This window comes from Mesorhizobium sp. M4B.F.Ca.ET.017.02.2.1 (genome assembly GCF_003998955.1).
In the GTDB taxonomy this organism is placed as follows: Bacteria; Pseudomonadota; Alphaproteobacteria; order Rhizobiales; family Rhizobiaceae; genus Mesorhizobium; species Mesorhizobium abyssinicae.
Genome location: NZ_RZOF01000001.1, coordinates 99,239 through 116,842, shown reverse-complemented (window position 1 = coordinate 116,842; position 17,604 = coordinate 99,239). Strand labels below are relative to the sequence as shown.

Annotated in this window: 20 protein-coding genes; 14 read left to right on the top strand and 6 right to left on the bottom strand. The window is 59.0% G+C overall.

Features of this window, described 5'->3' with window-relative positions; genetic code table 11:
- Window positions 1–1,307 (top strand): integrase arm-type DNA-binding domain-containing protein (locus EN738_RS00505; RefSeq protein ID WP_127281982.1); only part of this gene is annotated, 1,307 nt, incomplete at its 5' end.
- 224 nt (window positions 1,308–1,531) lie between these two features.
- On the opposite strand, the gene EN738_RS00500 is transcribed toward EN738_RS00505, so the two are convergent.
- Window positions 1,532–2,119 (bottom strand): PTS sugar transporter subunit IIA, encoded by a 588-nt coding sequence (locus tag EN738_RS00500; RefSeq protein WP_127281981.1) that lies wholly within the window; start codon window positions 2,117–2,119, stop codon window positions 1,532–1,534.
- 430 nt (window positions 2,120–2,549) lie between these two features.
- Between EN738_RS00500 and EN738_RS00495 the strand changes: the two genes are divergently transcribed.
- The 3 genes from EN738_RS00495 to EN738_RS00485 all read left to right on the top strand — a co-directional run bounded on the left by EN738_RS00495 (window position 2,550) and on the right by EN738_RS00485 (window position 4,419).
- A complete protein-coding gene (locus tag EN738_RS00495) occupies window positions 2,550–2,963 on the top strand; it encodes a DUF5602 domain-containing protein (protein WP_127281993.1) in 414 nt (137 codons plus the stop codon).
- Window positions 2,960–3,484, top strand: coding sequence for a plastocyanin/azurin family copper-binding protein (locus tag EN738_RS00490; protein ID WP_189605685.1), 525 nt, complete (start codon window positions 2,960–2,962; stop codon window positions 3,482–3,484). The genes EN738_RS00495 and EN738_RS00490 overlap by 4 nt, the downstream gene beginning before the upstream one ends.
- A 110-nt stretch (window positions 3,485–3,594) precedes the next feature.
- Window positions 3,595–4,419: an ATP-binding protein gene (locus tag EN738_RS00485; protein ID WP_127281980.1), complete on the top strand. Its 825-nt coding sequence runs from the start codon at window positions 3,595–3,597 to the stop codon at window positions 4,417–4,419.
- 20 nt (window positions 4,420–4,439) lie between these two features.
- Here EN738_RS00485 and EN738_RS00480 read toward each other — a convergent pair whose 3' ends face one another.
- A complete protein-coding gene (locus tag EN738_RS00480) occupies window positions 4,440–5,288 on the bottom strand; it encodes a LysR family transcriptional regulator (RefSeq protein ID WP_127281979.1) in 849 nt (282 codons plus the stop codon).
- A 189-nt stretch (window positions 5,289–5,477) separates the two neighbouring features.
- Between EN738_RS00480 and EN738_RS00475 the strand changes: the two genes are divergently transcribed.
- The 9 genes from EN738_RS00475 to EN738_RS00435 all read left to right on the top strand — a co-directional run bounded on the left by EN738_RS00475 (window position 5,478) and on the right by EN738_RS00435 (window position 13,114).
- Complete coding sequence (locus tag EN738_RS00475) at window positions 5,478–6,239, top strand: gluconate 2-dehydrogenase subunit 3 family protein (RefSeq protein ID WP_127281978.1); 762 nt, start codon at window positions 5,478–5,480, stop codon at window positions 6,237–6,239.
- A gap of 27 nt (window positions 6,240–6,266) precedes the next feature.
- Entirely contained in the window at window positions 6,267–8,036 is a 1,770-nt protein-coding gene (locus EN738_RS00470; RefSeq protein ID WP_127281977.1) for a GMC family oxidoreductase, read from the top strand.
- Between the two features lie 117 nt (window positions 8,037–8,153).
- Window positions 8,154–8,555 (top strand): cytochrome c family protein, encoded by a 402-nt coding sequence (locus EN738_RS00465; RefSeq protein ID WP_127281976.1) that lies wholly within the window; start codon window positions 8,154–8,156, stop codon window positions 8,553–8,555.
- A 39-nt stretch (window positions 8,556–8,594) separates the two neighbouring features.
- Entirely contained in the window at window positions 8,595–8,816 is a 222-nt protein-coding gene (locus EN738_RS00460) for a hypothetical protein (RefSeq protein WP_127281975.1), read from the top strand.
- Window positions 8,813–9,184 carry a DUF488 domain-containing protein gene (locus tag EN738_RS00455; RefSeq protein ID WP_127281974.1) on the top strand — a complete coding sequence of 124 codons (372 nt, stop codon included), beginning with the start codon at window positions 8,813–8,815 and terminating at the stop codon, window positions 9,182–9,184. The genes EN738_RS00460 and EN738_RS00455 overlap by 4 nt, the downstream gene beginning before the upstream one ends.
- Before the next feature lie 126 nt (window positions 9,185–9,310).
- A complete protein-coding gene (fsa, locus tag EN738_RS00450) occupies window positions 9,311–9,967 on the top strand; it encodes a fructose-6-phosphate aldolase (RefSeq protein ID WP_127281973.1) in 657 nt (218 codons plus the stop codon).
- 238 nt (window positions 9,968–10,205) lie between these two features.
- Complete coding sequence (locus EN738_RS00445) at window positions 10,206–11,732, top strand: FAD-dependent oxidoreductase (protein WP_127281972.1); 1,527 nt, start codon at window positions 10,206–10,208, stop codon at window positions 11,730–11,732.
- 85 nt (window positions 11,733–11,817) lie between these two features.
- Window positions 11,818–12,114, top strand: a complete 297-nt coding sequence (locus EN738_RS00440; protein ID WP_127281971.1) for a hypothetical protein — start codon at window positions 11,818–11,820, stop codon at window positions 12,112–12,114.
- Between the two features lie 19 nt (window positions 12,115–12,133).
- On the top strand, window positions 12,134–13,114 hold the full coding sequence (locus EN738_RS00435) for a universal stress protein (RefSeq protein WP_245494268.1): 981 nt from the start codon (window positions 12,134–12,136) through the stop codon (window positions 13,112–13,114).
- A 125-nt stretch (window positions 13,115–13,239) separates the two neighbouring features.
- Here the strand turns inward: EN738_RS00435 and EN738_RS00430 are convergent, their stop codons facing one another.
- A complete protein-coding gene (locus tag EN738_RS00430) occupies window positions 13,240–13,860 on the bottom strand; it encodes a Tim44/TimA family putative adaptor protein (protein WP_127281970.1) in 621 nt (206 codons plus the stop codon).
- A 40-nt stretch (window positions 13,861–13,900) separates the two neighbouring features.
- Window positions 13,901–15,496 carry a cytochrome c oxidase subunit I gene (gene ctaD, locus EN738_RS00425; RefSeq protein WP_127281969.1) on the bottom strand — a complete coding sequence of 532 codons (1,596 nt, stop codon included), beginning with the start codon at window positions 15,494–15,496 and terminating at the stop codon, window positions 13,901–13,903.
- Window positions 15,497–15,849: 353 nt separating this feature from the next.
- On the opposite strand from ctaD, the gene EN738_RS00420 reads away from it, so the two are divergent.
- Window positions 15,850–16,395, top strand: a complete 546-nt coding sequence (locus tag EN738_RS00420) for a DUF488 domain-containing protein (protein WP_127281968.1) — start codon at window positions 15,850–15,852, stop codon at window positions 16,393–16,395.
- A gap of 8 nt (window positions 16,396–16,403) precedes the next feature.
- Here EN738_RS00420 and EN738_RS00415 read toward each other — a convergent pair whose 3' ends face one another.
- Complete coding sequence (locus EN738_RS00415; RefSeq protein ID WP_127281967.1) at window positions 16,404–16,967, bottom strand: nucleoside-diphosphate kinase; 564 nt, start codon at window positions 16,965–16,967, stop codon at window positions 16,404–16,406.
- A 159-nt stretch (window positions 16,968–17,126) separates the two neighbouring features.
- Window positions 17,127–17,591, bottom strand: coding sequence for a nucleoside diphosphate kinase regulator (gene rnk, locus EN738_RS00410; protein ID WP_127281966.1), 465 nt, complete (start codon window positions 17,589–17,591; stop codon window positions 17,127–17,129).
- Window positions 17,592–17,604: the final 13 nt, after the last annotated feature.

Below are 17,604 nucleotides of genomic sequence, written 5' to 3'. Positions count from 1 at the left end.
CAGACCTTCGACTCGCCCTTACCGACCGCACAGTCGCGTGCCTCGAGCTGGCGACGTCAGGTCAATATTTTGTCCGGGACACCGATCTGCCGGGCTTCATGGTGCTTGTCGGAAAGCGGCGAAAGACCTTCGTAGTCCAAGGTGAGCGGAGGAAGGCAGGACAGCGGCTGTCCGTCCGAATGAAGGTTGCCGAAGTCGGAGACCTTACGACACGCAAAGCGCGGGCGAAGGCCAAGGACATTCTGGGAAAGATCGCCAGCGGCGTCGATCCTCGACCATCGAGGCAAAAGCCGGACGCCGATACCGTCGTGGTTGATCCTCCATCGATTGGGAACCCTACACTGCGCATTGCCTGGGAACGCTATCGTGACGGGCACATGAAGAAGAAGGGCCGGAGCGACGGGACGATCAACAACTATCGTGATCATGTCGAGCGGCTGCTGGCCGACTGGCTTGACGAACCTCTTTCGAAGCTCGGCGACGATCCTTCCCTGGTAACGGCACGGCACGAAAAGTTGACCAAGGAAAACGGCGCCTACATCGCCAATGGTTGTATGCGGACGCTGCGCGCCGTTTACAATCACGCCCGCAAGGCGGCACGCACGCTGCCTGCCGACAATCCGGTCTCAGCAATAGATTGGAATGCCGAACATCGACGTAACACCGCGCTTGGACTGTCGGACTTGGAAGGATGGTTCACCCAGCTCGCGGCTCTGAAGAACCCCGTCCGGCGGGAGTTCCATCTGTTCATGCTGCTCTCAGGCCATCGCCCTGAAGCGATCAGGAAGGCTCGTGTAGAGCATGTCGATTTTCGCGCGCGTGTCTTGCACATACCCAGGCCGAAGGGCGGCGAGGTCAAGGCATTCGACATACCGCTTTCGAACGCCATGATCCGCTGCCTGGTTCGCGTGATGCGCATTGGTCGAGCTCTCTATGGCGAGCAATCGCGTGAATGGCTCTTCCCGGCCGACAGCGAAAGCGGCCACATGGCCGAACACAAGGAGAAACGCGACGATCTGTCGAAATGGGGCAATGACCTGCGACAGACTTTCCGCACGATCGCCCAGGCCGCGGGCGTTGCGGACCTGGACGTTCACCTTCTGATGAACCACTCGATCCCGGGCGTTAATGCGGGCTACATTACCCGCAACAAGCTGCTGAGCAATCACTTGCGTCATCAGCAAGAAGCCATCTCAGGTCGGATGCTCGAGGCTGGGCGTTCGCGACAGACGGCGCCTCGTGCTTCTGCCTGGCCGGCAATTCCAAGCAGGAGGCTACTTTCTGATCTGATGAGCGGGAAGGATTAGCGGCTTCAAACTTGTTCGGGGTTGAGTCGGTAGGGCGCTACCGCCTTTTCTCCCATTCGGAAACCGTTCGATATTTTCTACGGTGTTGCGCGTGATGGCGTGTCTCGATGCCATTGTTGTCGCCCAGCCATTTCACGTCCGGTTCTAGCGTACTTAATGGCCCGCTGGCTCGCTTGTCGCCGATGCAGCCGGGGTACGGCGTCCCTACGAGGAAGTTTCGGGCGTCACCGCGATGTGTAGCGGTTAGGGTGCTCTGAAAGGAGGTCGTCAACTGCCACGCGCGCCCCGCGAGGCAGCGCTGCATCACCTAGACGACACAACTCCATGCCCTCCAGGGAAGTGTGCAGATTGGTGGAAATTCTCGGAAGCAGCTGAGTTTCGAGAACCGCCAACGCCCCATCGGCGGATTCAGCAAGGCGGAGTCGCTCTCGAACCTGGGATGCCCGAAGCAGCCGGCAAATTTGGGAAAGGGCAGGGAGAAAGGCGGAAGAGGCTGAGCGTGGCCAAAGTATAGTGTAAATGAGATCGACTGGATCGTCGTCGGGACCGTCGAAATCCACAGCCTGAGCCAAGCGTGTCAAAGACGCGGCAGGCGAGGAGATGTTCTCCAATAGAGCGTGCGGGATCGCCATGCCACGACCGATGCCAGTCGAGTCGAGGCGCTCGCGGTCGAAAAGACCGCGGAGAACCACTTGCTCGTCGAGCCCACTTCTCCGCGCAATCCTGATCGCGATTTTTGACAAGGCTGATTGCTTTCCCTTTGTCACAAGGTCCAGCGAGATGTCTTCTTCCAACAAGATGGGGGAGATCATCAGGGTCGAACCTCCGCGGCGATCCAAACGCGACCGCAAATGAGCGTTCAGCTGCACTGCTTAAGCAGAGCAGAAATCACTGTCGAATGAAGTTGAGATCCTGGCCGTCCCGGACGCGAAGCCAGGCCTTCTCGCGTCCGGGCTAATAGCCCTTTTTGAGGCGTTTCGGCTCTCGCCGACAATTGAGGCTGAAGATGTTCATAGCAATTCAGAGGTAGTGAAAGATTTTTCGAAATCAAGCAAACAGTGCGCGCCTGACGAGCAGAAATAATGCACTGAAATGCCAGTTAATTTCGTTTGACGACCAGAACAGTCTCCTGCTTGGCTGGTCGGACGCGAGCGGGCCGTGTCGCCAATGAAAATCGGTCTTTTGAACCTTCTTCCAGATCATCGGCCATCGCTTTTTTTAGTTCAACAAGGAGATACCGTGATGAAAAAACTCATCCTCGCAGTTGCCCTGACAACGGGCAGTTCGCTTTGCGCCATGGCTGCGGATGAGGTCACCAAAGCCCCGCCAGCGGCGCCTTACGAACAAGTCAGCAAGCTTGTGAAGCTGCCCGACTTCCTGCCGGGCATGGGCCAACTTTTCGTCGATCCGACGACATTGCCTGCCGGCCCGTTCCTTGCCTATGACCACGACGGCAAGCTTGCCAGCACCATCTACATGCTGCCGATCAAGGATCTCAATCCGGACAAACGTTTTGACGACCTGGCTTCACCTGGAGGCAATGTCGACCATGTCGACGTCTACTACAACGCCGGCCATCCGGGCGTCGAAGAGCCGCATGTCCACGTCGTGCTGTGGCATGTTTCGGCGGCCGACGAGGCACGGGTCGCGAAATGACTCTGACGCGTCGTGAGATACTGGGCGCGGGTGGCGGGCTCGCCGCCGCCCTTTCCCTCACGCCTCTGGCCGTGTGGGGCGGCGAGATGGTCGAAATCAAGATGCAAGGCCGCGACGACGGTTCACACGTTTGGTTCGACCCGATAGGCATTCTGATCAAACCAGGACAGACGATCCGCTGGGTCAATCTCAATCCCGGCAATTCCCACACGACGACGGCCTACAATCCCGCAAACTTCGAGCGATCACTGCGCATGCCCAAGAGCGCAAAATCCTGGGATTCCGACTATCTCCTGCCTAATGAGAGCTTTTCGGTCACCTTCACCGAACAGGGGGTCTATGACTATTTTTGCATCCCGCATGAGCATGCCGGAATGGTCGGCCGTATCATCGTCGGCGAACCCGAAACGCATGGCTGGACAGAGCTGGCTGGCACGAATGGCGACGTCCCGGAGGAGGCCCTCAAGGCGTTTCCGACCGTCGAAGACATCATGGCGAAAACGATCGTCCGACGTGCCTAGATATGCGTTCAGGAAGCTGACGGCCAGCAACAAGGAGAACCCAAGGACAACGATGCGAATGGGAGCCCGGGCTTCCTGTTTGTCGTCAGTGATCGATAGGGGCGACCATCATGACCGGCAGCACGTTTCCATACGACAATAAGCCTCGAGCGAAGCGCGACGAGGGCTGCCAGGTATCGGATAGGCCTCTCGGTGCCGCGACCGCTGCCCAACAACGTGAGCGTGCCACACATCGGCTTGCCGCCTTAGGCGAGATGACTGGTGGTATTGCCCACGATTTCAGAAACCTCCTTGCAGTAATCGAATCGGGCTTGAGGTCTGCCGCGAGAAGAGCCGACGAGCCCGAAAGCGTGCGGGCCTGCATTGCGGCTGCACGGGAAGGAATCGATCGAGGGATCGACCTGACGTCACAGCTCCTTGCCTTCGCAAAACATCAGGAACTCGATATCCACGCTGGCAATTTGAATGAGTTCCTCAGGTCTTTCGAGCCTTTCCTGCAGTATGGCGCCGGTCCCGATGTCCGCGTCATGCTGGAGCTTGGTTCCGATATTCCGGATTGCTTGATCGACCCGGCGCTGTTCGACACTGCGGTGCTTAATCTCGTCATGAACGCACGAGATGCAATGCCAAGTGGCGGGGAGATCCGCGTCACCACCGAGCGATTGGTGCAGACGGCCCCGACACCTGATCCGCCCGGGCCCGGAATCTACGCATGCGTTAGCGTCGCCGACCATGGTTGCGGCATGGCTCCGGGAGTCTTGCGAAGGGTGTTCGATCCTTTCTTCACGACGAAGGGTGAGAAGGGCACCGGGATAGGGATGTTGCAAGTGCAGGCATTGGCGCAGATGGTTAATGGTCGGATCCGGATAAGGAGTGAACGAGGGATTGGAACAACGGTCGACCTTCTGTTCCCGTCAATCCATGCGGACTCTTAGACATCCAACAAGTGTTGCTGCTAACTGGTCTCTGCGCTCGCGACGGAATGCAATCCTGCCAGGGCAGGACCTACTACGCTCTCGTCCGCACTTGCGGATTGCACCGCGTAAACCGGATAGGAGAACTGCGGCATTTCAGGCACAAGATGCAGTCGGCCGGCCTCTATATGAGGCTGCACTGAACTCATTCTGAAATATCCGGATCCGCCGGTCGCAAGAACATAGCTCAGTGCGAGCGGACCGAGATCGAAAGAAAGATCCGGCGCAGCACTTGGGAAATTCATCCCGTGGTGAAGTCCAAAATCCGGGCCCCAATCCATATAAACATAATCGGATTCGTCCAGGAGACGCGCATCGGAATTGGTAGTCACAAGGACGAGTTTTTCCTCCAGAAGCAGATCGATCTTCAAACCCGGTCGGTGCGGGGGCGCGTACATGATAGCCAAGTCGACCAGCCCCGACGCGACCTGATTGATCAAATCCTGCGGCACGTCGACGTGTACCCTAAGTGCAATATCCTGAAGCGAGCGGCGCATCCATCGGACCCAATCGAGCAGAAGAGGTTGCGCAAGGCTAACTTCGCTGCCGACCGTCAGAACACCCCGGCGGCCCGGCGGTACGGCAACCTGGTGCAGGGTGCGTTGCCATAGTTGGACGAACATCGGGGCGTGGCGAAGAAATTGCTCACCGGCCGGGGTGAGCGAAGCCCCGCCTTTGTGGCGAACAAAAAGCGGGCGGCCCAATTGCTGCTCGAGGTTGCGGATTCGCGCGCTTACGGTCGTCTGGGCGACATTCAAGCGCTCCGACGCCCGAATGAAACTCCCGGTTGAAACGATCTCAATAAAAGTGCGGGCAAGCTCAATGTCCATAAGGGGATAGCATAAAAGTTGCGTTTAAATGTCAATCAATTTCGTTTGCTAGATAGATCGCATCGGCAATAGGCTTTGTGGAAATCCACCAAGCTTAGCGCTGGATGCTGCGCAGCGCCGGTTGGAGTGGGGCGCAAGCTCTCCTCCATCCTCACACATCATTTGCCTGCAGCGTCACGGGAGAGATCCATGTCGACGAGAGAAAAGAGCCATGGCGGTGTAGGGCGTCGCGACTTCCTGAAGCTGTTCGGCGCGGCAGGGGCGGCAGCGGGTACACTGCCGCTTGGCGGATCCGCATCGGCGGACGAAATGGTGGCCGCGGCAACCGGCAAACCGCAACATCACGAAGCCGGCGCCGCGAAAGCCCGCGCCGGGGACCCGGCCTATGAATTCTTCAATGTCGACGAATCCGCCTTCATCGAGGCGGCGGTCGATACGCTCATTCCAAGCGATTCAACAGGCCCTGGCGCCAAGGAACTCGGCGTCGCGATCTATATCGATCGGCAGATGGCGGGTGGATACGGCAAGGGCGACCGTCTGTATCTGGAAGGGCCGTTTGGCGAGGGTACGCCCGAGCAGGGCTATCAATTGCCGATGACGCCATCGGAAGTGATCCGAGCCGGCATCGCCGATGTCAGAGCCTACGTACAGAAAAGCAACAAGACCACCTTCGACAGCCTTTCGCCAAAAGATCGTGCCTCGGTGATGACCGACCTCGATGGCAAGAAGGTCGAACTTGCGACAGTGCCGACCGCGACCTTCTTCGGCCTTCTGCTCCAGGTCACGATCGAGGGCTACTTCGCTGACCCGATGTACGGCGGAAACAAGGACGGAGCGGCCTGGAAGATGATCGGCTTCCCTGGTGCTGATGCCATGTACATGGACAAGATCGAACCGTTTCGGAACAAGCCCTATACAGCTGATCCGAAGGGCATCCAGGATCTCACTTAATCGGCGGAAGAAGAAGGAGACTATAACATGGCCACCAAACTCAACGCGGTTGATGTCCTGATTGTCGGCCTTGGGTGGACGGGGGGCATCATCGCCAAGGAGCTTGCATCGACCAAGCTGAAAATCGTCGCCCTTGAGCGGGGAGGTCCGCGCGACACCAATCCGAACTTTATCGACCCGCAGATCCATGACGAGCTGCGTTACGCCGCCCGACACGACCTCATGCAAAACGTGCGGCGGGAAACCATCACCTTCCGCAACAGCGAATCGCAAACGGCGCTGCCGATGCGTCAACTCGGCTCGTTCCTGCCCGGCCAGGGCGTCGGCGGCGCCGGCGTGCATTGGAACGGCGTCACCTGGCGCTGGCTTGAATGGGATCATCAGGCGCGCACCCGGACGGTCGACAAGTACGGCGCGAAGATCATTCCTTCGGACATGAACCTGCAGGACTGGCCGATCACCTATGAGGATCTCGAGCCCTATTACGACAAATTCGAAAAAACCTGCGGCACCTCCGGCAAGGCCGGCAATATCAACGGTCGGAAGATCGATGGCGGCAATATCTTCGAGGGAGCGCGAAAGGACGAGTACCCCAATCCGCCGATGATTGCCGCGCAGAGCATGGTGATGTTCGAAAAGGCGGCCCGCAATCTCGGCTACCACCCTTTCCCCAACCCATCGTCGAACGCGTCGCGGGATTACGTCAATCCCGACGGCGTGGCCTTCGGCCAGTGTCACTACTGTGGATTCTGCGAGCGCTTCGGCTGCGAGGCGAATGCCAAAGCGAGCCCGCATTTCACCGTCATTCCCTTGGCGCTGAAGAACCCGAATTTCGAGCTGCGCACCAACTCGATCGTACTGAAGGTCAATCTCGACTCGACCCGCAAGAAGGCGGTCAGCGTCACTTATCTCGACGCACGCGGGCGTGAATTCGAACAGCCCGCCGACCTGATCATCCTGTCGGCTTACGCGCTAGGCAATGTCAATCTGTTGCTGCAGTCCGGCATTGGCGTGCCCTATGATCCGGCAACGGGCAAGGGCGTGGTCGGCCGCAACTATGCCTACCAGTGCGGTGGCGGAGCTACCGCCTTCTTCGACAAGAAAACCATCCTCAATCGCTTCATGGGCGCAGGCGCGCTCGGTACCTGCATGGATGATTTCAACGGCGACAACTACGATTTCGTCAAGGCCGGCTACATCGGCGGCGGCGGCATCAGCTGCAGCAACTCGGGCGCCCGGCCCATCCAGTCGCATCCAACTCCGCGCGGCACGCCGCGTTGGGGCTCCGAGTGGAAGAAGGCAGTGGTCGACAATTATGACCACGCTGCCAGTGTTGGCAATCAAGGCGCGGTGATGGCCTACCGGCAGAACTATCTCAGCCTTGATCCGACCTACACTGACGTTTTTGGACGTCCGCTGATGAGAATGACATTCGACTTCCAGGACAACGAGATAAAGCAGATGAACGCTCAGGCCGACATCTGCGTGACAATCGCAAAGGAGATGGGTGCGACCAGGGTCGATCGAAGCGTGCCGCCCATCCCATATTCGATCGTCCCTTATCAGAGCACGCACAACACAGGCGGGGCAGTGTTCGGAGCCGACCCAAGCACCAGCGTTCTGAACAAATATCTTCAGGTCTGGGATGTTCCGAACGTGTTCGTCACCGGCGCTTGCGTGTTTCCCCAAAACGCCGGGAAGAACCCGACTGGACCGGTAGGCGCTCTTGCCTACTGGGCAGTGGACGCGATCAAGAACCAATATCTGAAGAACCCTGGCCCATTGGTTCCCTCCTGAGGCAAGCCTGCCGGGTCCGGATCCACGCTCGGATCCGGCAGGCTGCGTGTTTCGAATAACGATGTTGCCAGGGCGGCTTGGCGAAACCCAAGCCGCCGCTCATTGAAAGCAGCAAAGATGAAATCGACGTTCCTTGGATTGACGACCGCGATTCTCACTGCAGTCGGTTCGGCCCATGCACAGGACGCATCTTCCGGCAATGCCGAAGCCGGCGCCGTCGTCTTCAAGAGGTGCATGGCCTGCCACCAGGTCGGTCCCGACGCAAAGAACGGAGTGGGTCCGGTCCTGAATGGGGTCGTCGGCCGAGCGGCTGGTGCGTATCCGGATTACAGCTATTCCCCAGCGAATAAGAACTCGGGCCTGACTTGGGATGAATCGACGCTGACGACCTATCTGCGTGCGCCTCGCAAGCTGGTGCCCGGCACAAAGATGACATTCGCCGGTCTCAACAAGGACCAGGAGATCGCCGACGTGATCGCCTATCTGAAACAGTTCAACGCCCGGAAGGTCGCTCCCTGAGTCAAGGGGCGACCTGTCCCGGTCGCAAAGCTCAACCTTATGAAGTTCGTCCTGCACCAGGGTCTGGGGTATTCCACGGTTCATCAGATCGGTGACTACCTGCGCAGCCATGGCACCGGCCGCCACTGGATCGAGCGATACCGCGGCGACATCTTCGTGTTCGTATCTGATCAAGCCGACAAGGTAATCCTCAGAAAAGAATTCTCCGGGCTTCTCGATGCCGTAAACGACACTGAGACGGACGGGACACCAAGGCGATGAGCGGAAAAAACTTCCACCAAAGAGTTAAGTTGAAACGGGCATATGAAAGCCCTGCTGCCGACGATGGCACGCGGGTGTTGATTGACCGGCTTTGGCCGCGCGGGGTCAGGAAAGCCGACGCTGCCCTCGACTATTGGATGAAAGAACTCGCGCCAAGCACCGAGCTTCGGAAATGGTTCGGACACGATCCAGCCCGCTGGGAGGAATTCCGCCGGCGATATGCGGCGGAAATCCTCAAGCATCGCGATGAACTCGACCGGCTGCGCGACCAGATACGGGCGGGCCCCGTCACACTCGTCTACTCGGCCCATGACGAGGCCCATAACGATGCCGTCGTCCTCAGAGAGATTCTGCTGAAACACCGATAGAGACGTCAGGTCGCTTCTGTTCACAGGCACTTGCGATCACGACACCGGGAACAAATCCATCGGGAACCAAACCGGTGAAAACCCATCCAATCGGCGGGAGGCGCGTTCGCCTTAAGGAGAATGACAATGAAATTCTTTGTCGATACCGCCGATATATCTGAGATCCGCGAGCTTGCTGCCGCTGGCGTTCTCGACGGGGTGACTACAAACCCGTCGCTTATCGCAAAGACCGGCCGACCGATCAGGGATGTGATCAAGGAGATTTGCCAGACGATCGAGGGCCCGGTTTCAGCGGAAGTCACCGCGACTGACTTCGATGGCATGATCGCCGAGGGAGAGCGTTTGGCCGGCATTGCCCCAAATGTGGCCGTCAAGGTGCCATCGACCTGGGATGGATTCAGAGCTTGCCGGGCGCTCAATCAGCTCGGACTGAAGGTCAATGTCACGCTCTGCTTTTCTGCCAATCAGGCCCTACTTGCCGCCAAGGCGGGCGCCACCTTTATTTCGCCGTTCGTTGGCAGACTGGATGATCTAGGCCTGGATGGCATGGAGGTGATCCGAGAGATCCGCACGATCTACGACAACGACAAATCCTTCACCACGGAAATCCTCGCGTCTTCAATTCGCACGCCTCTCCATGTCAAACAGGCGGCGATCGCAGGCGCCGATATCGCCACTGTGCCACCCGCGGTGCTGAGAAACCTCGCCAAACACCCGCTCACGGACAGGGGTCTCGAGTCCTTTCTTGCCGACTGGGCAAAGACGAGGCAAGCGATCCTGTAGTCACTTGGGCGGCGGTGCAGGCAGCTATCATAAAAATTGCACACAATTGCCGATTAAATTCGTTTGCATGGTGCCCGAATTGGCGGGAAGTTGAGGGGTGGGAGCCGGTTCCGCTCTAGTCGCAAGTTGGCGAAAGCGGGATCGAGAATCTGAAGGCGCGTTGGCTGACGGCGTTCAGAGGCCGGCGAACCAATTACCGTTCCCCAGGGCCGATTCTGTATCGCCAAGGAGGAAGAAAATGGCTGAAGGCCATACCAAACCAAGCGGGCCGGATCTGGCTCAAGGTATAGCGTTCTCCGATCTTCCCGATGGCGGCAAGCTTGTCGGCTACTACGGCGACGAACAGGTGCTGCTGGTGCGGCGCGGGGCCGAAGTCTTCGCCGTCGCGGCGTCCTGCACACATTACGGCGGACCGCTCGTCGACGGTCTCGTGGTGGGGGATACCGTCCGCTGTCCCTGGCATCATGCGTGCTTCGATCTGCGCACTGGCGAGGCTCTGCGCGCGCCAGCCCTCAGTCCACTCTCCTGCTGGTCGGTTGAACTGCGCGATAACAGGATATTCGTGGGCGAGAAGCGCAAACGGACGGCAGCGAAGCCGCGCGATGGAGCCCGCGACCCGGCGAAGATCGTCATTGTCGGCGGCGGCGCGGCCGGTTTCGCGGCAGCCGAAACGCTGCGGCGCGAACAGTATCAAGGCAGCATCGTCATGCTCAGCAACGACGCAGCGCCGCCGGTCGATCGGCCCAATCTTTCCAAGGACTACCTCGCCGGGAAGGCACCGGAAGACTGGGTTCCACTGCGCGGCGAAAACTTCTACTCGAAGAACGGTATCGACCTGCGTCTCAATACGGATGTTGCCAGCATCGACGCAGGTTCCGGCGAGGTCGTGCTCGCGGACGGCGACCGGATCCCGTACGACAGGCTGCTGCTTGCGACCGGAGCCGAACCGGTGCGCCTCACCATTCCCGGCGCCGACCAGCCGAACGTCCACACGCTGCGCTCGCTTGCGGATTGCAAGGCGATCATCGAACAAGCCGCGACCGCGCGACGCGCTGTCGTGCTTGGCGCCAGTTTCATTGGCCTGGAGGTCGCCGCGGCCCTGCGCTCACGCGATATCGACGTTCATGTCGTGGCGCCCGATAAACGGCCCATGGAGCGGGTCCTCGGCCCGCAACTGGGCGACTTCATCCGTACCCTCCATGAGGAGCATGGCGTCGTGTTCCATCTCGAGGACACGCCAAGCGGCATCGATGGCGGCACGGTGAAACTCGGCAGCGGCAAGACGCTGACGGCGGACCTTGTTGTCGCCGGCATCGGCGTGAAGCCACGGATCGGGCTCGCCGAAAAAGCTGGGCTTAATGTCGATCGCGGTGTCGTGGTGGACGCCTTTCTGGAGACAAGTGCCCCCGGGATCTTTGCAGTCGGCGACATTGCACGATGGCCAGATCCCCACAGCGGCGAGAGCATTAGGGTCGAGCATTGGGTGGTTGCCGAGCGGCACGGTCGAACCGCGGCGCTCAACATGCTCGGCCATCGCGAGAAATTCGAAGCAGTGCCGTTCTTCTGGAGCCAGCATTACGACGTTCCCATCAATTATGTCGGTCATGCCGAAAAATGGGACGAGATCGCGATCGATGGCGACATAAGTGCCAAGGACTGCCTGCTGCGCTTCAAGCGCGAAGGGCGAACGCTGGCTGTCGTTTCGATCTTCCGCGACATCGAGAGCTTGGAGGCCGAGGTCGAGATAGAGCGCCAGACGGCCTAGCAAGCACGCACTGACACTTCGATCCGAAGGGGCGCAGTCAGAATGGCGAAAGCGGAATGTGGTTGTGACTGAAAGGAGTTCGACTATGTCCACAGTGCAGCAGGAACTTGGCATCACCAATGGTTTGCGCACTGTTGCGCCCGGTCAGCGTTATTCAAAGGTCGTGAAATTCATCGACGAGGTTGCCAAGCAGGCAGCTAACGATGCACCGACGTCGGTCGAAATCTTCTCGCACAGCGGCCACTGGTATTGCCGCGTTCGACGCGGCGATGAAAAGACCCGGCCGATGGGCCCCTACACCAAACAACAGGCCGAGCGGATCCAGGAGGCTCGGAGACTGTCGATCGCGAAAAGCGGAACCTCTCGAATCATCTTCGAGTAAACGAGGACCTCACGATCACGTGGGCCGGCGGACCATATGGTCGTTCGTCATCGACTTTTCTGAAACGTTGCGGGCAGACCTGACGGTTGCCGCATTGCGAAGCCGCGCCTCGCGGCAGGATGTTGTCGGCGCCCCCTTTGCGGCCCGGCATCATCTCCAACCCATGGAAGAAAGCCCAATGAGCTACAAGTCAATCGTTCTCAATCTCGACATCGACGGTATGGTCGCACCCGTGATCAAGCTAGCTGTCGATCTGGCCCAGCGCTTCGACGCGCGCCTGATCGGTCTTTCGGCTGCCGACGTTCCTCCGCCCGCTGTGATGGAAGGAGGGGTGGTATTCGAAGGAGAGAGCATGATGCGCCAGCGCAAGAACATCGAGCGGCGAATTGAGGACCTCCGCATTGAGTTCGAAGAGCTTGCCGGCGCTTCGGTTGATACGGAATGGCGCGGGGCTGTGGGCAATCCGACCCGCTTGCTGATCGACTCCGCGCGCCTGGCCGATCTTATCCTCACAGCGTCGCCCGAGGGCGCCTCTTCTGGCAACGTTTATCGTTCCACCGATCTCGGCAATCTGATCCTTCAGTCGGGACGGCCTGTATTGGTCGCCTCGACCAACCAGGAAAATTTCCGGATCAACAAGGTTCTTGTCGGGTGGAAGGACACGCGTGAAGCCAGGCGTGCGGTTACTGATGCCATGCCGTTTCTGCAAATAGCTCAGGAGGTTCGCGCAATCACGATCGACGATGACGCGACCGATGAAACCTGGAACAGCCTGAACGATGTCGTCGCCTTCCTTTCGAGCCACGGCGTAAAGGCGAAGGCGGACGTGTTTCCGGAAAAATCCGATGGTGGATCGATCGCTGATGTAGCCGAAGCGATGCATGCGGATTTGATCGTATCCGGCGCCTACGGACACAGCAGATTCAGGGAGTGGATCTTCGGCGGTGCTACCCGCTCGCTGCTTGAAAACGATCGACTGAACCGGGTCATGTCGAATTGAGCATGATACACAAATAGCCGATGCGCATTGTCATAGGCCGCAAAGGCCGGGCCGCCTCCAGCGCTGCTGGTCGACCGATTTGTGACAAAGCTGTCCGACAGGCTTGCCGGAAGAGCATATACTCGTTACTCGCCTTCCGTGGCGATCAACATCCAGTTGCGCTTCGTTGAGGGGATTTCACAGGCGAACGTCCACGTGTCGACCACCTCAACGATCTGCCGGGGATGGCCGGCGACGATCGCATCGTTGGCAGCGCGTGTAACGCTGACCAAGTCGGAAACGAAGCGAACGGCAATCTCAGCGGTACCCTCCTGCTCGAGGGCGTCGACGACCTTTGCTTCGCTCGTGCCGATGAAGGTGAGCTGTAGCATCTCTTCTCGATCCCGGCGTTCGACAATCGCTTGTTCGAAAGTATCAAGCACTTCCGGCCCGACCAGGCGCTTCAACGTTTGGAGGTCACCGTCAGCATAGGCCAGCAGGACAATTTCATAAGCTGTCTTGGCGCCGGCCAGAAATGCGGCGAGGTCGAAATTCGGGTCGATCTCTCGGATCACATCCAAGGGCGTGTCCGCAGAAGAAGTGTTTTCGCGACTGCCGGTTCGTTGCTCTGTCGGCATATCGTCCCGCTTGGTCGTATCTTCGCGTGAGCGCGGCAGCAGTTGGCTCCAACTGCCCAGCAATGCCCAATAGAACGCGATAATCACCACGATCAGAGTCTGGCTGTTTGGATCTGTGGTTTCGTTCATGACGTTCTCCGACAAGATCTCTAACCGCCTAAATCGGTTGCTAGAGAATGCGCGGCAGCCTCTCCCACTGATGGAAGGGCGGTGGCGAGGGCAGCAACCATTCGAGCGTGGTCGCCCCTTCGCCCCAGGGATTGTCGCCGGCCTGACGTTTGCGGCTGAAGGCCTCTGCAACCACTATGAAGAAGACGACCAGTCCTCCCGTGGAAATATAGGAGCCGATCGAAGAGACGAAATTCCACCCGGCGAACGCGTCCGGGTAGTCGGCGTAGCGCCGGGGCATGCCGGCCATCCCAAGAAAATGCTGCGGGAAGAAGACGAGATTGACGCCTGCGAACGTGAGCCAGAAATGCAGCTTGCCGAGCGTTTCGCTGTACATGTAGCCAGTCATCTTCGGGAACCAGTAGTAGAAGCCGGCGAAGATGGCGAAGACCGCGCCCAAGGACAGCACATAGTGGAAGTGAGCGATCACGAAATAAGTGTCGTGATACAAGCGGTCGATACCTGGGCTGGCGACCATGATCCCGGTGACGCCGCCAATGGTGAAGAGCAAGACGAAACCGAGAGCCCAGAGCATCGGTGTCTTGAACTCTATCGATCCTCCCCACGTAGTCGCCAACCACGAAAACACCTTTACGCCGGTTGGAACGGCAATCACCATCGAAGCGAAGGCGAAGTAGCGCTGCGCGTCTACGGACAGGCCGGTCGTATACATATGGTGTGCCCAGACGACAAAGCCGATGGCGCCGATTGCCACCATTGCATACGCCATGCCGAGATAGCCGAAGATCGGCTTCTTGGCGAATGTCGAGATGACGTGGCTAATGATGCCGAAGCCAGGCAGAATCATGATGTAGACTTCGGGATGGCCGAAGAACCAGAACAGATGCTGATAGAGGATCGGATCACCACCGCCGGAAGGCGCGAAGAATGTGGTTCCGAAATTGCGGTCGGTCAAAAGCATCGTGATTGCACCGGCGAGCACCGGCAGCGACAAGAGAAGCATGAACGCGGTGACCAGCATCGACCAACCGAACAGAGGCATCTTGTGCATCGTCATGCCGGGTGCGCGCATGTTGAAGATGGTGGTGATGAAGTTGATTGCACCGAGGATCGACGAGGCACCCGAAAGGTGGATCGACAGGATGACGAGGTCGACAGCAGGCCCCGGCTGGCCGTCTGTCGAATAGGGCGGATAGAGCGTCCAGCCGCCGCCATGACCGAGCGCGCCTGGCGCTCCCGGAACGAACATCGAGGCGATGAAGAGGACAAACGCCATCACCAGCAGCCAGAACGAGATGTTGTTCAGGCGCGGAAATGCCATGTCAGGTGCGCCGATCATGATCGGCACCATCCAATTGCCGAAGCCACCGATCAGCGCCGGCATGAGAACGAAAAAGATCATGACCAGCCCGTGGGCGCTGACGATAACGTTGTAGGCGCCCGGATCGCCAAATATCTGCAAGCCTGGTTCCTGCAACTCCATGCGGATCAACACCGAAAGAACGGTTCCGAAGACCCCCGCCATGATAGAGAACAGCAGGTAAAGCGTCCCGATATCCTTGTGATTGGTGGAGAAGAGCCACCGGACAAGAAACCGGGGCTTTTGATCATCCAAGGTCGTGGCTGGATTGGACATGTTGTGCTTCCTGCTCTTCAGCGCCAGCAGGCGGCGCGGGTTACAATCGATGACCCGCAGGGCCCGCTTCCTTACGGTTGCGCTGCTCAAACTGGAAGGCAAACGGAATTAAATGCTGTATTAATGCAAGATTATTGCACTGAAGTGGGATGCTGTGATGATGGACATTGAGCTCGAGGCGGGCAGCTCAAGTTCCGGAACGCGCCGGGATCCACCTAGCTGGCTCTGCGTCGATCCGGCAACATTCAAGGGTCGAACCATGTACGGGAGGCGCTACGCGGCTTGAAGAAAGTTGCGAGATGATCCTCTCTCCAAAAGACCTAGAAGGATGGAACGCCACGGATTGATCGAGCATGGCTTACCCGTTCCACACCATCGGTCATTCGAACCGGTCGATTGCCGAATTCGCCGACCTCCTGCGGCTGGGAGACATCACTCTGGTGGTCGACATCAGGACCGTCCGACGATCGCGGACGAACCCACAGTTTAACAGCGAGGTGCTTCCGCAGAGCCTGGCAGCGTTCGGGGTCGGATATGAACCCATTCCTGAACTCGGCGGTCTGCGCGGCAAGGCGCACGACATTCCACCAACGCTAAATGCATTCTGGATCAACCAGAGTTTCCACAACTACGCCGACTACGCGTTGTCGGCGGAGTTTCATGGCGGCTTGGACCGGCTTGTGTCCCTGGGCAGGCAGCGGCGGTGTGCCGTCATGTGCTCGGAAGCGCTGTGGTGGCGCTGTCACCGAAGGATCGTCGCGGACTACCTGGTCAGCCGCGGCGAAACCGTTTTTCATCTGATGGGCCATGACAAGGCCGTGCCGGCGAAACTCACCGACGGCGTGAGAGCAAGAGCCGACGGAACGCTTGTCTACCCGCCTTCACAGCCTTCGGCATAGTTGAGCCCTCAGGCGGCCGACGGACCCGGGTCGTCGAACCCGACGTCGAAGGCCGCCGCAACCTTGTTCTGAGCTTCGTCGTGCGGTTCATCGGAACGATGGACGACCCGCAGGGCCGGCCCGCCTAGTCGCCGCGAGTCCGATGCGGCAACTCCCGCCAGCTTCAGTCTCTCGCGCCTTGCGGCTTCGGGCTGATAGACCACTTGGTGCACGGTGAGCGTTTCAAGGCCGCCAGCATCGGTCGGAATGGACATAGACTGACCTTCGGCCAAACCAAGCAACGCCAAGCCGCGCGGATTGGTGATGGGCAAAAGCATGCCAACCAGACCATGCATCTCGCCATGAGCGACGATACGCGTTTCCGCAGGACCGTCGTTTACCCGGTACGACACGCGGCTGCTGAGCGTCACGACGCTTGGCGGGATGTCGTCCCGAAACATCACGAGTGCGCCAGAAATCTTCCGCTCGAGGATATTCAATAACGTTTCGGTGCGAGCAGGGTGACGCTCCCGCATCACTTCCAGAATGGTGTAGTCCTTCGTCGTCAGCTGACAGGTGTCGATATTGGGCATGGTGCGTCTCCAGCCGGCCCGCGCAAAGGGATCCGGCAACAGCAATTGATCGGATGTGAGGAAGTACCCCTGTGCCGGACCGAGATGAGCCGGCGCAGGGGTCAGACTCCCGCGATCAAGCTGCCCGCATGATTGAGGAGACGGACGGAGACGCCCATGTCAGACGCTCGCCGCAATCGTCGGAGACGCAGATGCGAGCCGCTCGGCTCCATCGGCTTCCGGCGCAGGCTGGTTCACGCCAAGCACCAACAATTCGTGCCGACGTCCGTCTCGGGCGGTCCACATGATCGACTGTCCAGCCGAGAGGCCGATCAAGGCCGTGCCAATGGGCGTGAGAATTGAAACCTTGCCTTCGGAGATGTCGGCATCGCCAGGAAAAACCAGCGTTACCGTTTTCCGATCACCGGTGTCGGGCTTGAACGTCACAGTTGAACCCATCCGGACAGTACCGGCGGAGACCCAACCATCGGCGACGATGCGCGCGCGCTCGAGCTCGGCGAGCAGCTCATCGGAAGCCTCCGGATGTCGTGCGGCGAAAGTGTTCGCGAGCACCGATAAGCGCGCATGATCCGATTGCGAAATGCGGATATTTGGCTTGCGCCGGATTTTCGAATTGTTCTGCATTCTAATGCTCATA